Genomic DNA, 16,239 nt, shown 5'->3' on the forward strand with positions numbered 1-16,239 from the left:
TCAAGAGGATGGACCCGCAGCCTCCCGCGTCCAGTGACGTATGGGCTGGTCACAAGCCCGGCGATGGCGCCATCTACACGCGGATCTGTATTGGCGCCGTGGTAGGCGGCGCCATGGGTGGCATCGGTGCGTTGCCCCCGTTCCAGACGTTTTGGTCGGATACCACGCCCGCTCCAAAGGTCGATCCTCGTGTCCTCGCGCGGGAGGCGGTGGACAGCATGTTGCTGACCGGGCCGAAGATCGCTAGTCCGCGTGCGGCGGGTAAGTACACGGTGGGTGTACCGATGTGGATGTGGGTGGATCCCTCCACCACCACGTTCGGCCCCAATACCGCCTCGGCGACGCTTGCTGGGGTCACGGTGTCGGCGACGGCGAAGGTGTCCTCGATCCGCTGGTCGATGGGTGACGGGAAGACGGTCGCCTGTCAGGGCGCGGGGACGAAGTACAAGGCCTCCTACGGCATGGCCAAGTCTCCTGACTGCGGTCACTTCTACCGGACTTCGTCCAAGGAGCAGGCGGACGGCCGCTTCAAGGGGACCGCGACCGCGACGTGGGCGGTGGACTGGCAGGTCACCGGTGGCGGCGGTGAGGAAGGCGCGTTCACCGAGGTACGCGAGAGCGGCTTTGAGGTGTCCGTGGGCGAGATGAGAGTCCTCGACTAGGCGGGATGGCACGCACGTGTTGAAGAGCACTATGAAGAACAGGGCAACGGTGCCCGGCCCGCCGGTCGGGGACGTAATGCGCCCGGACCTGGACATCATCGACCCGGAGCCGCCGCGCCGCCGGCGCCGCTCCTTCATGGTGATCGGCGCGGTGATGGTGCTGGCCGGGGCGATCGGCTTCGCCGGTCTGTTGAACGCCTCGGGTGAGCGCTCCGACGTGCTGGCACTGACCCGCGACGTACCCGCCGGGCAGAAGATCACTGGCGAGGATCTGCGGGTTGTCGCGCTGCCGGACGATCCCGGGCTCAAGCCTGTGGCGGCCGCCAAGAAGAACGCGATCGTGGGTCGGCGGGCTTCGGCCGCCCTGTCGGAGGGATCGCTGCTCACGGCCCGTCAGCTCACTGGCAGGGGTGGGCTTCGGCCGGGCGAGGCGCTGGTGGCTGTCGAGGTGAAGCGAGGCATGGCGCCGGTTGATGCGCTGCGTCCCGGCGCCACCGTCAGCCTGGTGACCCGCCCCAAGGAGGGCGACGTCGCCGGTAAGGAGCAGTCTGAGCTCACCGAGGTCGGCGGTCGCGTGGTCAGGATCGGTGCGCCCTCCAGCAGCGGTGATGTGGTCGTGCAGACCGCTGTGCCGGATGCCAAGAGTGGCGTTGTGGCTTCGGATGCGAGTGCGGGCCGGGTGGCGATCGTGCTGAAGGCCGAGGGTTGAGCCGATGTCCGTGATGGTATTGGCCGGCGGGCACGGGTGTGGTGTCACCGTGTCCTCGCTGGGGCTAGCTCTTTCCAGCGTGCGCCCTTCCCTGTTGGTGGAGGCGGCGGCGAAGCAGGCCTCGATCCGTACCGGTTACCGTCAGGGAGCCTGGGGCGGGGACGTAGGCCTGTGGCACCTGGCCCAGGCGCACCTGCAAAACCAGCTGGCTGAAGCCTTCGAGGCGCACCTGCGCCCTCTTGATGCAGAGGGAAATCGGCTGCTGCTGCCGGGGCTGACTGATCCGACGCAGGCAGGTGCGCTGGCCGGGACGTGGGAGCCGTTGTCGTTGCTGCTGCTGGCGATGGACCAGCACGCGGGTTATGACGTGGTGGTGGATGCCGGGCAGGTGGTTGTTGCTGGCGGCGGCCTGCATCCGAGTTTGTTTCCCGCGGTGTTGGCTCATCGGGCGGATGTGGTGCTGCTGGTGGTGCGCAACTCGCTGACGTCGGTGGCTCAGACGCTTCCGGTGGCGCGTGTGCTGCAGGGTGAGCTGGAACGCGATGGTAGTGGCGCGGATGCGTTGCGGGTGCTGGTCATTCAGGAACTGCCCCTGTCCGCGGGCGGGTTGCGTACCGATGCGATTGCGCGGCGTTTCGCTGTGCCGGTGGTCGACATGCTGCCGTGGGATGCGACAGCAGGCACGTTGTTCACGCACGGCTCGCAGCGCCCGGCGAAACTGGCGAAGCTGCCATTGATCAAGCAGGCCCGCAAGACCATGCAGGCGATCGGGGTGGAGGTCCACACCCGGCGCCGTGCGCTGGACATGCCCGCGCCTCCGGTGAGTTCTCCCGTGGTGGCCCAGGTGCTGCAGCGGCTCTCCTCCAGTCGGCAGGCTCCGCCGGTGCCGCCTCAGGATCCGCGTCTGGGGGTGAGTGTGCGTGGCTGAATCGAACGGCGACGCGCCCGCCATGAACGGCACGAACGGGACACCAGCCCGGTTGCAGGATGTGCTGAGCCAGGCCCTGCGGCCCACCGCGCCAGGCACACCTGCAGCCACGTCGCACGCGCTGCGCCCTGCGGTCGCATGGCCGTCTCCTACAGCGGTGGACGTCACCGCGCAGGGAGCAATCCCGGCCTCTCCGCAGGACATCGCTGATCTGCGGGACGCCGTCAGCGACGACATCGTCGCGGCCGATGACCAGGAACCGTTGCCCAACGAGAGCGCACGCCGCGAACGGGCACGCTCACTGGTCGCCGAGCGAGTCTCACGATGGGCCGTCGACCAGGCACGCCGCCACAAGGCCCTGACACCAGCGCAAGTCGAGACACTCTCACAAGCCGTCTACGACGCCCTGTTCCACGCCGGTCCGCTCCAGAAATACCTGGACGACCCGGACGTGGAAAACGTCGTCGTCCTGGGCGAGGACGTCCAGGTCGACTATTACAACCGACCCACCGCGAACGTCCCGCCCGTCGCACAGAACGACGACGAACTGATCGCGCTGATCAACCGGCTGGCCTCCAACTCCGGCCACCGCGAGCGGCGGTTGTCTGCCTCCTCGCCGATGGTCAGCTTCCGCCTGCCCGATGGCTCACGCGCCGAAGCCACCACACTGACCCCGGTGCCTTTCCTCGGTGTGCGCCGCCACCGTGTGCTGGCCTCGAACCTGGAGCAACTGCAGGAGTGGGGAACCCTCTCCCCCGCGCAGTCCGCCTTCCTGCACGCCCTGGTCCTGGCGAAGAAGAACATCTTGTTCGCCGGGGACATGGGCACCGGCAAGACGTCCCTGCTGCGGGCACTGGCACAGAAGATCCCCCCGGAAGAGCGGGTGGTCACTCTGGAGTCCGACCGGGAACTGTTCCTGGACCAGCACCAAGGCGGCGCCCAGTTCCTGGCGATGGAGTCCCGAGAGTCCAACGGTGAGCTCGTGGACGGCCATCCGGTGGGCCAGATCAGCGTGGAGGACATGTTCCCGCACGCGCTGCGCATGCTGTCCACGCGTGTGATCGTCGGTGAGGTCCGTGACCGTGAGGCGATCGCGATGCTGCAGGCGATGAGCGCGGGCGGCGCCGGATCCATGTGCACGCTGCACGCCGCCTACCCCAACCTGGTGCTGCCCCGCCTAGTCACCCTGTGCCGGGGCATGCACCGCGACGACGTCCACGAGTTGGTGGGCACGAGCATCAACTTCGTCGTCTATTTGAAGCAGATCAACCAGACCCGGGTCGGCGGGCGCCGACACCGCTTCATCTCGCATGTCCTGGAGGTCCAGCCCGGCGAAGGCGGCCACCCCTCCATTCAGGAAATCTTCGCCCCCAACGGCTCCGATCCGCGCGGGGTGCCGCAGCTGGCGCCGTCCTGCATCACCGAGCTGGAAGGCCTGGCCGGCTTCGACCGGCGCTGGCTGACCGTGCCCCAATACGGAGCCTGGCCCAGCCCGTTGGACCTGGTCAGCAGAAGGGAGAGCGCCGCATGAGCAGCGATCAGTGGAGTCTGCTGGCCGCGCTGTGCGGCGCGGTGCTCGTGGCTGGCCTGTTGCTGGTGGTTCGTGGCGTTACCCGCGTGCCGGTTGCCGCGGACAGGCCTCCCTCGCGGTGGGTGGTGCGCTGGCAGGCCGCCCAGGCGGCGCTGCCTGATGCGTGGGCGCGGCGCTACCGGTTCATCGTCATCGCCGCCGCGCTGGCCGCGGTCGGGACCTGGCTGTACTGGGCTCGCCCCGTGCATGGATTGCTGGCGGGTGTGGCGGTGTTGGGGCTCCCGTGGATCTGGAACCCGGCGGGGACCAGTGGTCGGCAGATCGTGCGCCTGGAGGCGCTGGCGGAGTGGATGCAGCAGCTGGCTGGTGTCCACGAGTCCGGCGGCACCCTGGACAGTGCGATCACCGCCTCAGCAACCCGGGCACCCCAGGTGATCCGTCCGCAGGTGCGGCTGCTGGCCGCACGCCTGCGGGTGGGCGCCAACCCCTCCATGGCCTACCGGCAGTTCGCCGACGCGTTCGCGGACGGCGCCGTCGACAACGCCGTGATGCTCTTCCTCACCCACGCAAAGGACCACGGGCCGGGGTTGAGCCGGGCCCTGCAGTCCATGGCCAGCCTCACCGAGCAGGAAGCGATCTCGCTGCGCAGCCTGGACGCCAAGCGCAGCCAGGTGCGTACCGGTACCCGCTGGGTGTCGATCATTTCGCTGGCGATCGCCGTGTACATCCTCACCAACCCCTCTTGGGGCCAGATCTACCGCACGGCGTCCGGGCAGCTGGTGATGCTGGTGCTCGGATTGATGTTCGCCGGCGCGCTGGTCGGGATGCGCAAGCTCGCACAATCGAAGCCCGCCCCGCGTCTGCTGGCCCCGTTGCCGTCGGCCGCTGCGGCAGGTGACGGCGCCCCCCGCGCCTTGGGTGCAGCGGCCAAGCCCGCCAAGCAGAAGGCGAAAGGGGCCCTGCTGTGAACTCGCCTGAAGCACTCGCGTGTGGTGCAGTGGTGGGCGGTGGACTGTTCCTGCTGGTGCGAGAACTGCTGCCTTCCCGCCCCGACATGGACGCCGTCCTGGACCGGCTGGAGAACACCACCCCAGGTCCGGGCCGCCGCAACTCCACGCCCACGGATACGCGGCGTGGCCGCCAGCAGGGATCGGTGTGGGAGCGGGCCGGGGAGCAGATCCTGGCCTCCCATGGTCACCGGCTGAGCGTGCCGCGCTCCGACCTGGAACTGCTGAACAAATCAGTGGCCCACCACGTTGGGACGAAGGTCCTCGGTTCGCTGCTGGCCATGGTGATGGTGCAAGTCGGCGGCCTGTTCCTCAGCTTGGCGGGCTTTGGGCTGTCGTGGGCGCCGCCGCTGTTGGCATCGCTTGCCTTCGCGGCCTACATCTGGTTCGACGCCGACGCCAACGTGCGCCGCCAGGCAAAGGCGGCTCGCCTGGAGGTGCGCTACGCCATCGCCTCGTTCCTGGAGCGGGCACAGCTGGAGCGGGGCGCGAACGTGGGGCCGGAGGCGGCAGTGCAGCGCACCGCCGAGGTCGGCGACCACTGGATCCTGACCCGGATCAGCGCCGCGCTCAAGCGCGCCGAGCTGGCCGGCATCCCGCAGTGGGAGGCCCTTAAGCAGCTGGGTGAGCAGCTCGACATCCCTGAACTGGCGGCCCCGGCGGAGTCGTTCTCGCTGGCCGGAGCAGGTGCCTCGATCCAAAAGACGCTGGCGACCCAGGCCTTGCTGCTGCGCCAGCGGCTGCTGACCGACCGCGAGGCGGAGGCGAACTCGGCCTCCGAACGCCTGGTGGTGCCCGGCACGGTGCTGTTCACCGTCGTGCTGATCATGTTCGCTTATCCGGCGTTCAGCGCCCTGACCAACATCTGACATCCGCCGCACTGCGCGTTGCTGTGCGGCACAAACGACGGGAAAAGATCATGAGGTTGCTCGACCAGGCCGCCGTCCGGCTGCACACCGCGTGGCTGACCCAGGCGGAGAAGATGTCCGGCACACGCCGTGATGCCGGGATGGAGACTCTGGAAAAGCTGATCCTGGGCGCGGTCGTCCTGGGGGTGGCCGTCGCGTTCGGCACCGTCTTCAAGAGCACGTCGACCACGCTGATGGACCGGTTCAAGGCCGCCGTCGGCGCATGAGACCACGCATGCGCCGTTGGTCGCGGGCCCGCGTGGACGCTGCACGCGGCCGCCGTGGGGATCGCGGGATCGCCACCCTGGAGTTCCTGATCATCGCGCCCATCCTGCTGGTCATCTCCTGCATCGTCCTGCAGCTGGGAGTTTTCTTCCTGGCCAGCACCGCAGCCCACACCGCGGCCCGCAAGGGCGCGCAGACTGGCGCCGAATTCCAGTCGAGTCCCAGGCAAGGCGCCGAGCGCGCCCAGGCCTGGCTCAGCCAGGTCGGGGTGGTCCAGCAGTCCCAGGTCAGCACCGCGGGGTCCACCGGTGACCGGGTGCGGGTCACGGTGACCGGCCGCGTCATGAACTTCCTGCCGTGGGACCTTCGGATCGAGCGCAGCGCCGAGGACACCGTGGAGCAAAACCAATGAGCCGGCTCCCCCGTCTCCCCACGCCGATCTGCGCTGCGCTCTGGCTCCTTGGGGGCGTGGCACGCCGCGCGCGGGCCGGTGGCGACCGAGGCTCTTACACGCTGGAGGCGATGCTGTGCCTGACCGTGCTGGTGCCGATCCTGGGGATCATCGCGGCGTTCGGGCTGGCCGGACTGGGCGACAGCACCGCCGCGAACGCGGCCGCGGCCGCCGCCCGCGCAGCCAGCGCATCCGACGATCCCGACACGGCTCAAGCGCGCGGCCGCCAAGCGGCGTTGAACTCACTGGGCCAGGCGCAGCGCACCTGCGCGAACTCGGACATCGTCATCGACACCAGTGGTTTCCCCACCCAGCCCGGACAGCCAGGCACCGTCACGGTACGCGTTGACTGCACGATCCCCCTGGCCAAGCTGGCCGTTCCGGGGCTGCCTGGATCCAAGACACTCACCGCGACGCGGCACAGCGCAGTGGACCGCTACGTCGACCGCACCGGTGAGGGGAATGCTGAGTGAGCCTTCACCAGCGCGTGTCTTGCGCCCTGCGCGTGCGTGGCCAGGCAGAGAGGGAGCGAGGTTCGGTGACCCTGTACTTCCTCGGCTTCGCCATCGTCATGATCGGCCTGCTCGCGCTGCTCGTGGACGGCGGCCGCCTACTCATGGCGTCCGCGGACGTTGAGGACATCGCCGCCGAAGCAGCCCGCAGCGCCGGACAGGAGATCAACGGACCCGACGCCATCACCGGCGAGGGCACCCACGCCGACCCGCAAAAGGCCGTCACCACCGCGCAGGCCTTTCTGGCCGATGCGGGTGTGCAGGGTGCGGTGGCCGTGGCCCAGGACGGGCAGAGCATCGACATCACCGTCACGGACACCTACCACACGCTGCTGTTGGGCGGATTCGGCTACTCCAGCATGCAGGTCACCACGCACGTCGACGTCACGCTCGAACGCACTGACCCCGGAGCCTGAGATGCCCCACTCCCCCGGCCCATATGCCCTCGCTGTGCGCCTGGCGCGTGCGGCGGTCAGCCTTGCTGCCCTCGCGCTGCTTCTGGTCGGTGTGCCCTGGGTGCTGGCCAAGGCCGGCACGCTGCCCGGCGGTATGCCCAGCGGTTCGGACTTCAGCGAGACACTGACGTCCCCCGACGACGGACACGTGCTGTTCACCGTGCTGACCCTGGTGGCCTGGACATTGTGGGGATGGTTCGCCCTGGGGGTCCTCGCGGAACTCCCCCGGCTCCTGCACCGCCGCCCCATCCGGCGGCAACGCCGCACGCTGGGTGCCCCACAGCGGCTGGCCGGGTTCCTGCTGGGCGGGCTTCTTGTGCTGCCCGCAGGTACCGCAATGGCCGCCCCAGTACCCGCGCAGGCTGCCACCGCGCCCCTACAACCTTCCGCCCCCAGCCGCGACATCACCCCAGCCACCCAGACCGATGCGCGGCACAGCACCCCTGCAGCGCGGACCGCCACGGGCAGGGGGCCCGTACATGCGGTGGGAGAGACCGGCGAAACCGTATGGGACCTGGCCGTGGAGTACCTGGGCTCCGGCACCCGAGCTCAGGACATCCGCGCCCTCAACCCGCACCTGCCCGACACGACACTCCTGCCCGCCGGGACGACGGTGCAGTTGCCCGCCGATGCCCGTGCCTCGCGCGCCGGCACCTCCCCGGCACCCGAACCTCACGTGCAACTTGCCGCCAGCGACGAGCCGATCAGCGCAGCCGAGGGTGGTGAGCGGGGCAAAAAGCACACCCACGCCGTCAAGCCGGGTGAGTCGCTGTCTGGGATCGCCGAGGACGAGACCGGCGACGCGGCGCATTGGCGCCAGCTCTACGCAGCGACCAAGAACCACGACCAGCCGGCCGGTCTGCCCCGCCTACGCGACCCCGACTTGATCTACCCCGGCCAGCAGATCACCATCCCGGCGGCCAGCACACCCAAGGCACCTCACGACGGCCAGGAGGACAAGCACGACTCCTCCGGTGACAAGAAGGACGATCAACACAAGAACAACGACACAGACCAGAACAAGGGTCAGGAAAAGGACGGCAGGAAGGAAGGAGGCGACCCTGCGGACAGCGCCGGCAAGCCCACCGAGCCGGCCAAGCCCACCCCTGCACCGACCCCGGATCAGACCACAGACAAGCCGTCCGCGCCGCCATCCGACCGTGACCGCGACACGTCACCGGCCAGCCCCAACTCCTCTGCGAGCCCCGCACCTTCCACACCGGCCCCCGCACCGTCCAGCGTGACGGAAAAACCCTCGAGTGTGCTGAACACCCGCACGGCCGGAGTGTTGGTGTCGCTGGCGGCCGCGGTGACGCTCGCGCTGACCGTCCGACGCATCCTGCAACGACGCCGCGCCAGACCCGGCGAGCTGATCGCCATACCCGAGGAAGTCTCCCCGGCCGAGGCGCAGATGGCGCAGACCGCAGAACCCGCAGGCCCGCTCCGCCTGGACCAGGCGTTGCGGACGCTGGCCTGCCAAGCTGGCCGCGACGGCCATCAGCTGCCTGCCGTGCGTGGCGCCCGGATCACCGGCAACAGCGTGCAGATCCTGCCCGAGGACCTCCAAGCCACCCCCGCACCCCCCTTCACCTCGATCGAGAGCGGGTGGTGGGTGTGTGACGAAGGGGTCGAACTGCTGGAGGAGCAGGACGCGGCGCAGGTGGATGCCCCCTATCCAGGGCTGGCGACGATCGGAGCGGATGCGTCCGGGCACCTGGTGCTGCTGAACCTGCCCCACGCCGGCGTCATCCTGCTCAAAGGCCAGCAGGAGCAGGTCGAGGAGATCCTCACCTCGATGGCGCTGGAGCTGGGCATGAGCCCCTGGAGCACGGAGGCGGAAGTCGTGGTGACCGGTTTCGGAGAGGGGTTGAATCACCTCCTGCCGACCTCCCGAATCGCCTACATGCGCGAAAGCGCCCACACCGCACGCGACTTCGCCGAAAGCCTGCTGGAGGCCCATCAGGAACCGACCGGCAACCGCCCGCCATATCTCATCCTCTGCGCGCCGCAGCTCACGGCGGACAGCGCCTGGCAGATCGCCGAGACCTTCGACAAAGCCGCCGACGTGATGCAGGTGGCGCTCATCGCGCCGACGTCGCCATCTATCGACCTGCTGTTCGAACAGAGCGAAGTCATCGACGCCTCCAGCAGCCAGCCCCAGCGCATCGACATCCTGGGCACCGAGATCACCCTGCAACGCCTTCAACGCCAGGCCGTGGACGAGATCACCGCCGCGCTGGCCGTCTCCGGCCAGGACGCCCACCCCGCCAAGGGACCGTGGCAGCACGTGCCCTGCGAAACCCAGACCGCCCACGCAACACGCACCACGACAGCCACCCGGCAACCGGACCAGACCCCCGACGCCAGCCGTATCACCGACTCCGCCTCGCCCACGTCACCTCCAGTGGCGGCCGACGCGGCCAACGAGGGCGGACACGACAGCCCTATGGACGCCGCGAACCTCGGAGTCTTCCCGGCACTGCTGGCCGCCTCATCGTCCCCGGCCGCCATCAACCTGCCCACCCCTTCAGATACTCCCGACAGACCCAATGCCCCAGCCGCACACGCCAAGGAGGAGGAAGAGGAAAAGGAAACCGTCCCAGCAGAGGCCAGTACCCCGCTCCCCTGGTTGCAGATGGCCCCCAACCGCTCCATCGCACCGCACACCCCACCCCAGCATGCCGGACCGAGGGATCCTGTCATCCAGATTCTGGGTCCCGTTGCCCTCTCTGGAGTCGCCGCCTCCCGACACGGCACCCGCGAGGCCCAACTCGCTGCGCTGCTGCACCTGAAGCCCGGACGCAGCGCCGCCACACTCTGCGCGGACATGGACCCGGCCAAGCCCTGGTCGACCGACACGCTCAACGCGCGACTGGGCGGACTGCGCCGCAGCCTGGGCAACGACGAGAACGGCGACCCCTATGTACCGCGCCGCGCCATCAAATCCGACCCCTACGCCCTCTCCGATAAAGTGTGCTGCGACTGGCACCACTTCCAGCGCACCGCCGAAGCAGCCCTCCCCCACGGCCCGGCAGGACTCGGCCAGTTGGAGAAGGCCCTGGACCAGGTCCACGGCCGTCCCTTCGGAGCGCAGCCGCTGCCCTGGAGCGAGCCGCTGCAACAAGAGATGACCCTGCGCATCGTGCACGTCGCCCACACCGTCGCCACCTACCGTCTGACCGCCGGCCCCCACCACGACCTCACCCTCGCCCGCCGGGCCATCGCCACCGGACTGGAAGTCGACCAGATCGCCGAACTCCTCTACCGCACGTGGTTCAAGATCGAAGCTGCCGCGGGCAATCGTGGAGGGCTGAACGCCGCGATCTCCCGCCTGGAGACCGTCAACCGCTCGCTGGACCTGTCCCCGGAGATGGAGACGGAACAGCTCATACGCCAACTCCTTGACCAGACTGTCGGCGGCCATTGAGATTTCCCCAGATACGGCCACCACCGCCTTGCTCCCCGACAGCACCCGGCCACTGACCACGCACTCCTATCGCGGACAGCTCGACCGCTGGCTGGAACGGTGTGACGTCCGCGATGAGCACGGACGTCCGGTGCACTAACGCCCCATCAATGGCGCCACGCTCTCGGAACCAGGCTGATCAACCGAGATGTCCCGCAGGAAGTCGTGCGCGTGATCCTTGATCACTCTTCTGGCGAGATGACCGCTCACTACGCGCGGCTCCATGACCCCACTGTCCGCCGGCACTGGGAGAGGGCCCGCAAGGTCAACTCCAAGGACGAGAGCGTCACCGTCGATCCCGACGCTCCGCTCGCCGAAGCCAACTGGGCCAAGCAGCGGCTCGGCTGCGTGCCCCAGGCCCTGCCCAACGGATACTGCGGGCTGCCAGTTCAGAAGGCCTGTCGCGCATGCCAACGCTTGCCTGACATGCCCGACGTTCGTGACCACCCCCGAGTTCCTGCCGCAGCACCGCGAACAGCGCCAGCGGCTGCTGCAGGTCGTCTCCGCCGCCGAGGCCCGCGGCCAGTCACGCGTGGTCGAATTCTAGGAGGGCTGTTCACGAGTGAGCTTGGCCCGCCACGTCGGCGAACGTACGCAAACCATCGATGAGTCCGCCACAATCTCTGCGTGGATCAGGAGATAGCAGCGATAGTCACTGGCGCTTTCGGTTTGGTGGGAGTCGCCATCGGGGGTGCCGCGGCGGCCTGGGGCGCGCGAACCGGGGCAGAGCGAACTGCACGGGCCACGCACCAGCAGGTGCGCGACCAGGCCGATGCCGAGCATGCTCATTGGCTACGGCAACAACGTCTCGAAGCCTACGAAGGCTTCATGCGCGGTTACGACGGCTTCGCACGTGTGGCCTCCGAGAGCCTCCGAGCCGCTGAAGAGCGGCGGTCACGAAGTGATCAGTCCGGTCGTGAGGCCCACCTCTCCGAGAGTCTGCCCTCAGCAAGCGAGGTAGACGCGATGGGTGCCCAGGTGCGCGCGATGGAAGAGCACGCTGCGCGCATCTCGGTCGTCGGCCCCTCATCTATGGATGAGTGCGCGGCACAGCTGGCGAGAGCCGCGGGACTCGAACACCAGCGGTATGCCGGCCTGCGGGAGCGCCCCTCGAATGAGCCCCATCAACAGGACATGGCCTTGGATGAGATACAAGCACAAACAGAACACCGCAAACGATTCCTGGCCGCTGCCCGACTGACCCTTGGTGCCCCGCCGAACCTCGGGACACGGAACCAAGCGCATGGCTGACCTGCGCTGCAGCTAGACCTGTGCAGTCAATCCTGTCCTGCGCGGGCTCAGTCCTCTCCGCTGCTGGGTTGGCAGACAGATCGGTAACGATCGGCCTGCGTTGAAAGGACCGCCCTTGCCCTCATCCGCTAGGTCACGAACAACCACCGTGAAGCAACACGGTTGTCGGCAACGCGGCCCGTCGTGACGATCGTGTCATTCCGGATCACCGGGGGGGTGTTGCCCGGTATGGGTCGAGGGCGGCCGCACGTTCGTGGTAGGGGATACGGGACAGGCGCGAGACCATCGCCCACATGTCACGTTCGGCGGCGAGAGTGCGGGGAAGGTCGAGTCCGAGGGAGTCGGCAAGGGGTTTGCGACCGGTGTTGACCAAGGCGCGCACGGCCGCCGCCCACTCGTCGGTCGCGGTGACCGCCGAGCGGTACCAGACGGGGACAAGGGCGGTGAGTACGGCAATCGTACTCAGAGCGAGTAGGGTGTCCGGCCGGCCGGTGGCCAGGGCGAGCGCGGCCAGGACGCACACGACGACGTGGCCAAAGAGCAGGGCGACGAAGAAGTCGACACTGGCGCGGGCGAGATCGACCTGACGGCGGATCTGATCGGGCACGCAGCCGGTCAGCTCGTTCCACAAGAGCTGTGTGTCGAGACGGTACCGGTCCCAGCCATACTCCTCGAAACGGCGGATCGCGTTGCCGAGCCGCGTGGGTGCTATCTGGTCATCGTCAATAGGAAAACGGCCCAAGCGCTCCTGAAGCAGTGCACGTTGGACCGCGGTACGGCGGCGGTCCCGGCTGGCCAAGCGGGCGACGCGAGGCTGGGCCAGGAGCCGGGCGAGCTGCTCACTCGCCTCCGGCTGCAGGGCACCCTCTTCGCGTTGGCGGCGCTCCAGACGCAGCACCGTCAGCCGCCCGGCGAGGTAGTCCTTGACCCGGCGACTACGGCGGCAGCCCGCGTCGTAGGCGCGGGCTGGCCACAGAAGGTAGCCCTCCAGGAGACGGTAGAGCGAGTTCTGGCAGGCGTTGGCGACGAGCCCGAGGAGGAGAGCGCCGGTCAGCATGGCCAGGCCGGTGGAGACAGCAACGGCGGAGCGCAGCCGGTCGAACGCGCTGAGGCCCCGCAAGCTCGGAGCGACGGCGATGAGAAAGACGGCCAGATTAAGGGCGGTGGGCAGGATCCAGCCCACCAGGAGAGTCCAGGCTCCGCCCAGAGCCCCCTTGGCGATGTCACCCATCGGTTTCGGGCCACTCGTCGTCGTCCGAGCCGGGGCTGGGGCCGGGCGGGGTGTGGCCAGCGGGAGCTGCCCATCCCGGGCCGGCGGGCGGGCCGCCGAACGGCGGGGAGCTGGGGGCGGGGGGTGGTGTCGCCCACGACGGGTGGTCCTGCATGGCGTCGTCGAGCAATGCCGCGACAGCCCCCGCCGATGCGAGTCCGCCGAGAAGAGCTTGCTCTCCCGCGAGATCCTCGCGCAGCCTGTAGAGGCGGCTGAGTGAAGTTCCCCCGTGTCGGGCGATCTCCTCTTCGGCGTCCGCCAGTGCCACGCCGAACGCCCTCAGGCCGTCGGTGGCCAAGAGCGTTGCCAGATCCGTGCGCAGTTCCCGCATGGCAGAGAGGAGTTCGAGCGCAGTCGGGTTCTGTGTGCCTGTGCTGGCCAGTTCGACCACAGAGTTATGATCGCCGATCGCGAAGGCGCCGCCCGACACGCTTCCGATGTGAATGGACCGGTCCTCTTCCAACCCGTCCCCTTCGAAGCTGTCGCGCTCTTCGGATCCGCCGTCCGGACGCTCCCCCTCTGATGACATCAAGGCTCCCCGTGCTCAATGAACTTGTTCAGCCGCCCGTATCGCTGGTGCTGATGAAACGGATCCAAGCGTACGAGGAGTTACTTGGGCAACAGGGCAGTCAAGGGCGGCGTAATCACCAACTGCGCCGCAAGCGCGGGGACGACCTCGCCCGCGAACAGCTGGGCGGCTCCCCGGCGGCAAACGGATCCCCGTCTGGGGCGCACCCCGAAGCGCTGGTGGCCCCGATACCGGGGCCAGGCCCGCGGCCCTTTACTCGCAGTGACTGCCGAAGTCGTCCCGGCGGACAGCTCTGCTCATGATCAGCCATCGCAAGGATGCTCATCGCACGTGGATTCCGACGTTTCCGCAGGAGGCAGTACTCACGAAGTCGCGTTCCCTATAGACAGTCCTCCACGCTGGGCGGCGCGGGAGATGATGGCCGACGGCGAGCTGATGGACGGGCCGCCAGCGTGCAGTGGCGCCCGCTGGCCGGCCGACACCTGCAAGGTCAGCTTCGACCGGACGCGATGCGGTGGCAGACACCTCCGGTGGGTCTCACGCGCCTTCACGTACTCGACGTGCTGGTGACCGCAGCCCTTTGCCAGCTCGCTCAACGCCGTGGCCTCTGTCTTGTCCTCCGCCAATCCCCAACGGAGTTTGGTGCCGATCCAGTCGGCCGCGTAGGTACAGCGGGCATCCGCCAGCGGCGGCAGCCACTGGCGGGGTCCTGGTCGGCCTTGCTGCGGTTTCTCTTCGCCGTGACCGCGACGAGCGAGTGCTCGGGGCCGACATCGTTGGCGTAGTCCTCGCGGTGCGCAGCCGTCCACCCAGACGCGCCGGAGTCCCATACTTCGGCGAGCGGAACCATGTGGTCACTGTCCAAGCCCTTGGGGTCCGTAAGCGTCTTCCCGTCGTAGTACGAGAACCAACTCCCTTCTGTGACCTTGCACCTCTGCTCGATCACCGGCTCGGTGTGGGACTCGCTGATCAGTACCTCGGCGCGCGTGGTGCACCTGTCGTGGTCCTCGTCCACCCAGTGCTTGCAGGCAGTGCGGACATAGCACGCACGGGACTCCGTGGCCAGCGGCAGCTGGCCCAGGGCCTTACGAGCCATCCGTTCCTGGCTCACCCCCGCCATCACCCTCAACCAATGGTGGCGAGCCTGGACCGACAAGGACCCACCTGCCGAGCTCCAGGCCCTGATCGAAGCGGTCACCACCGGGCACAGCATTGACCTCTACCGCCGACTTTAACGAACTACCGGCAAAGCGTGTTGCACAAGGCCGTGTTCGGGCAGGGCAGGGCGCGTGATCGCGGTCTTCTGGTCATAATGCGAGGGCGAGGTTGTGCATAGGGGCGACGGCCTGGACGGCGTGGTGGAGGCCGTCGCCGTGCTGTCGGCAGTCACGAAGGATCTTGTAGTTCTTCATCCGGCCGATCACATGCTCCACCCTCGCGCGGACCTTGCGGTGGGCGGCGTTGTCGTCCTCCTCGCCCGGCAACAGGTCTCGTCGCGGGCGTTTGCGGTGCGGGACAACCATGCCGCAGTTGAGGTAGGTGCCGTCGCCCAGGACGGTCACGCCCTGGCAATGCTCGGCCAAGCCGGAGGCCCGCCAGGCGTGGGCGTCCGCGGTGGTGCCCGGCACCGGCCGACCCGTCGCGATCACTAGCCGCGTCTCGGCATCCACAATGACCTGCATGTGCGCGGAGAACCGGTAGTTGCGGCTCGAGGAGCCGACATGCCGGTCGCGGACCGGGACCAGGGTGCCGTCCACGATCCACAACCGGTCCGCCGAATCCTGCGGCCGGGAGACGGGCTCGAGCGCAAGCAGCGGCCCCAGCCTCTGGATCACCCGACACACCGTCGATGACGAGACACCACGGAGCGGTCCGAGCTGCCGCATGGTCAGATTCGTGCGGTAGTACACGGCCACGACCAGCACACGCTCGGCCAGCGGCAACGACCACGGCCGGCACCCTGCAGGGTGCCGTTCCCGCCCCGCTCTCGCACTGCCTTCAGCAGCCGACCATGCTCCATCCGCAGCCCCGTGAACGTCTCCACCCACACGCACTCAGCCCTCAACACCCCAGCCATACACCGGAGATGCCCAGTTCACGGCCTTGTGCAACACGCTTTAGCCACGCGCCCGTACTGCCACGCGGCCTCCCCGCCTGCGAAGCTGTAGAGGCGGGATCGGGGGCAGCGCCTCCTCGCTCCGGTGGATCCTCGGCGACGAGCTGGCCGACTCCCCGGGTCTGGTGCGCGCCGCCGACCTGACCACAAAAGCTGCGACGAACGCAGCCACAGAAGGCCGGGTGGAAGACCTCCCGGGCAGCGTAACGTTTGAGGAAA

Annotated in this window: 14 protein-coding genes and 1 pseudogene; 12 read left to right on the forward strand and 3 right to left on the reverse strand. The window is 68.4% G+C overall.

The window, feature by feature from the left end:
• Positions 1-218 precede the first annotated feature (218 nt).
• The 12 genes from ACGFX9_RS26425 (at position 219) to ACGFX9_RS26480 (ending at position 12,105) form a co-directional block, all read left to right on the forward strand.
• Entirely contained in the window at positions 219-662 is a 444-nt protein-coding gene (locus ACGFX9_RS26425) for an ATP/GTP-binding protein (RefSeq protein WP_393476814.1), read from the forward strand.
• 31 nt (positions 663-693) lie between these two features.
• A complete protein-coding gene (locus ACGFX9_RS26430) occupies positions 694-1,371 on the forward strand; it encodes an SAF domain-containing protein (RefSeq protein ID WP_393476816.1) in 678 nt (225 codons plus the stop codon).
• Between the two features lie 4 nt (positions 1,372-1,375).
• Complete coding sequence (locus ACGFX9_RS26435; RefSeq protein ID WP_393476819.1) at positions 1,376-2,299, forward strand: hypothetical protein; 924 nt, start codon at positions 1,376-1,378, stop codon at positions 2,297-2,299.
• Positions 2,292-3,830 carry a CpaF family protein gene (locus ACGFX9_RS26440; protein WP_393476822.1) on the forward strand — a complete coding sequence of 513 codons (1,539 nt, stop codon included), beginning with the start codon at positions 2,292-2,294 and terminating at the stop codon, positions 3,828-3,830. Before ACGFX9_RS26435 ends, ACGFX9_RS26440 begins: the two co-directional genes overlap by 8 nt.
• Entirely contained in the window at positions 3,827-4,798 is a 972-nt protein-coding gene (locus ACGFX9_RS26445) for a type II secretion system F family protein (RefSeq protein WP_393476825.1), read from the forward strand. Before ACGFX9_RS26440 ends, ACGFX9_RS26445 begins: the two co-directional genes overlap by 4 nt.
• A complete protein-coding gene (locus tag ACGFX9_RS26450; protein ID WP_393476828.1) occupies positions 4,795-5,706 on the forward strand; it encodes a hypothetical protein in 912 nt (303 codons plus the stop codon). The genes ACGFX9_RS26445 and ACGFX9_RS26450 overlap by 4 nt, the downstream gene beginning before the upstream one ends.
• A gap of 50 nt (positions 5,707-5,756) precedes the next feature.
• Entirely contained in the window at positions 5,757-5,972 is a 216-nt protein-coding gene (locus tag ACGFX9_RS26455) for a hypothetical protein (RefSeq protein ID WP_393476830.1), read from the forward strand.
• A gap of 8 nt (positions 5,973-5,980) precedes the next feature.
• Positions 5,981-6,382, forward strand: a complete 402-nt coding sequence (locus tag ACGFX9_RS26460; protein WP_393476833.1) for a TadE/TadG family type IV pilus assembly protein — start codon at positions 5,981-5,983, stop codon at positions 6,380-6,382.
• 110 nt (positions 6,383-6,492) lie between these two features.
• Positions 6,493-6,894, forward strand: coding sequence for a hypothetical protein (locus ACGFX9_RS26465; protein ID WP_393476835.1), 402 nt, complete (start codon positions 6,493-6,495; stop codon positions 6,892-6,894).
• 65 nt (positions 6,895-6,959) lie between these two features.
• Positions 6,960-7,349, forward strand: coding sequence for a hypothetical protein (locus ACGFX9_RS26470; protein WP_393476838.1), 390 nt, complete (start codon positions 6,960-6,962; stop codon positions 7,347-7,349).
• Between the two features lie 34 nt (positions 7,350-7,383).
• Entirely contained in the window at positions 7,384-10,815 is a 3,432-nt protein-coding gene (locus ACGFX9_RS26475) for a LysM peptidoglycan-binding domain-containing protein (RefSeq protein ID WP_393476841.1), read from the forward strand.
• A 666-nt stretch (positions 10,816-11,481) separates the two neighbouring features.
• Positions 11,482-12,105 carry a hypothetical protein gene (locus ACGFX9_RS26480; protein WP_393476844.1) on the forward strand — a complete coding sequence of 208 codons (624 nt, stop codon included), beginning with the start codon at positions 11,482-11,484 and terminating at the stop codon, positions 12,103-12,105.
• 205 nt (positions 12,106-12,310) lie between these two features.
• Here the strand turns inward: ACGFX9_RS26480 and ACGFX9_RS26485 are convergent, their stop codons facing one another.
• The 3 genes and pseudogenes from ACGFX9_RS26485 to ACGFX9_RS26495 all read right to left on the reverse strand — a co-directional run bounded on the left by ACGFX9_RS26485 (position 12,311) and on the right by ACGFX9_RS26495 (position 15,981).
• The gene (locus ACGFX9_RS26485; protein ID WP_393476847.1) at positions 12,311-13,336 is read right to left on the reverse strand and encodes a hypothetical protein; all 1,026 of its coding nucleotides are present in this window, start codon (positions 13,334-13,336) and stop codon (positions 12,311-12,313) included.
• Positions 13,329-13,904 carry a hypothetical protein gene (locus ACGFX9_RS26490; protein ID WP_393476850.1) on the reverse strand — a complete coding sequence of 192 codons (576 nt, stop codon included), beginning with the start codon at positions 13,902-13,904 and terminating at the stop codon, positions 13,329-13,331. Before ACGFX9_RS26490 ends, ACGFX9_RS26485 begins: the two co-directional genes overlap by 8 nt.
• Before the next feature lie 1,307 nt (positions 13,905-15,211).
• Positions 15,212-15,981 (reverse strand): annotated as a pseudogene (locus ACGFX9_RS26495) (transposase family protein).
• Positions 15,982-16,239 lie beyond the last annotated feature (258 nt).

Origin of the sequence: Streptomyces sp. NPDC048436 (genome assembly GCF_043200355.1) — a bacterium.
GTDB lineage: Bacteria > Actinomycetota > Actinomycetes > Streptomycetales > Streptomycetaceae > Streptomyces.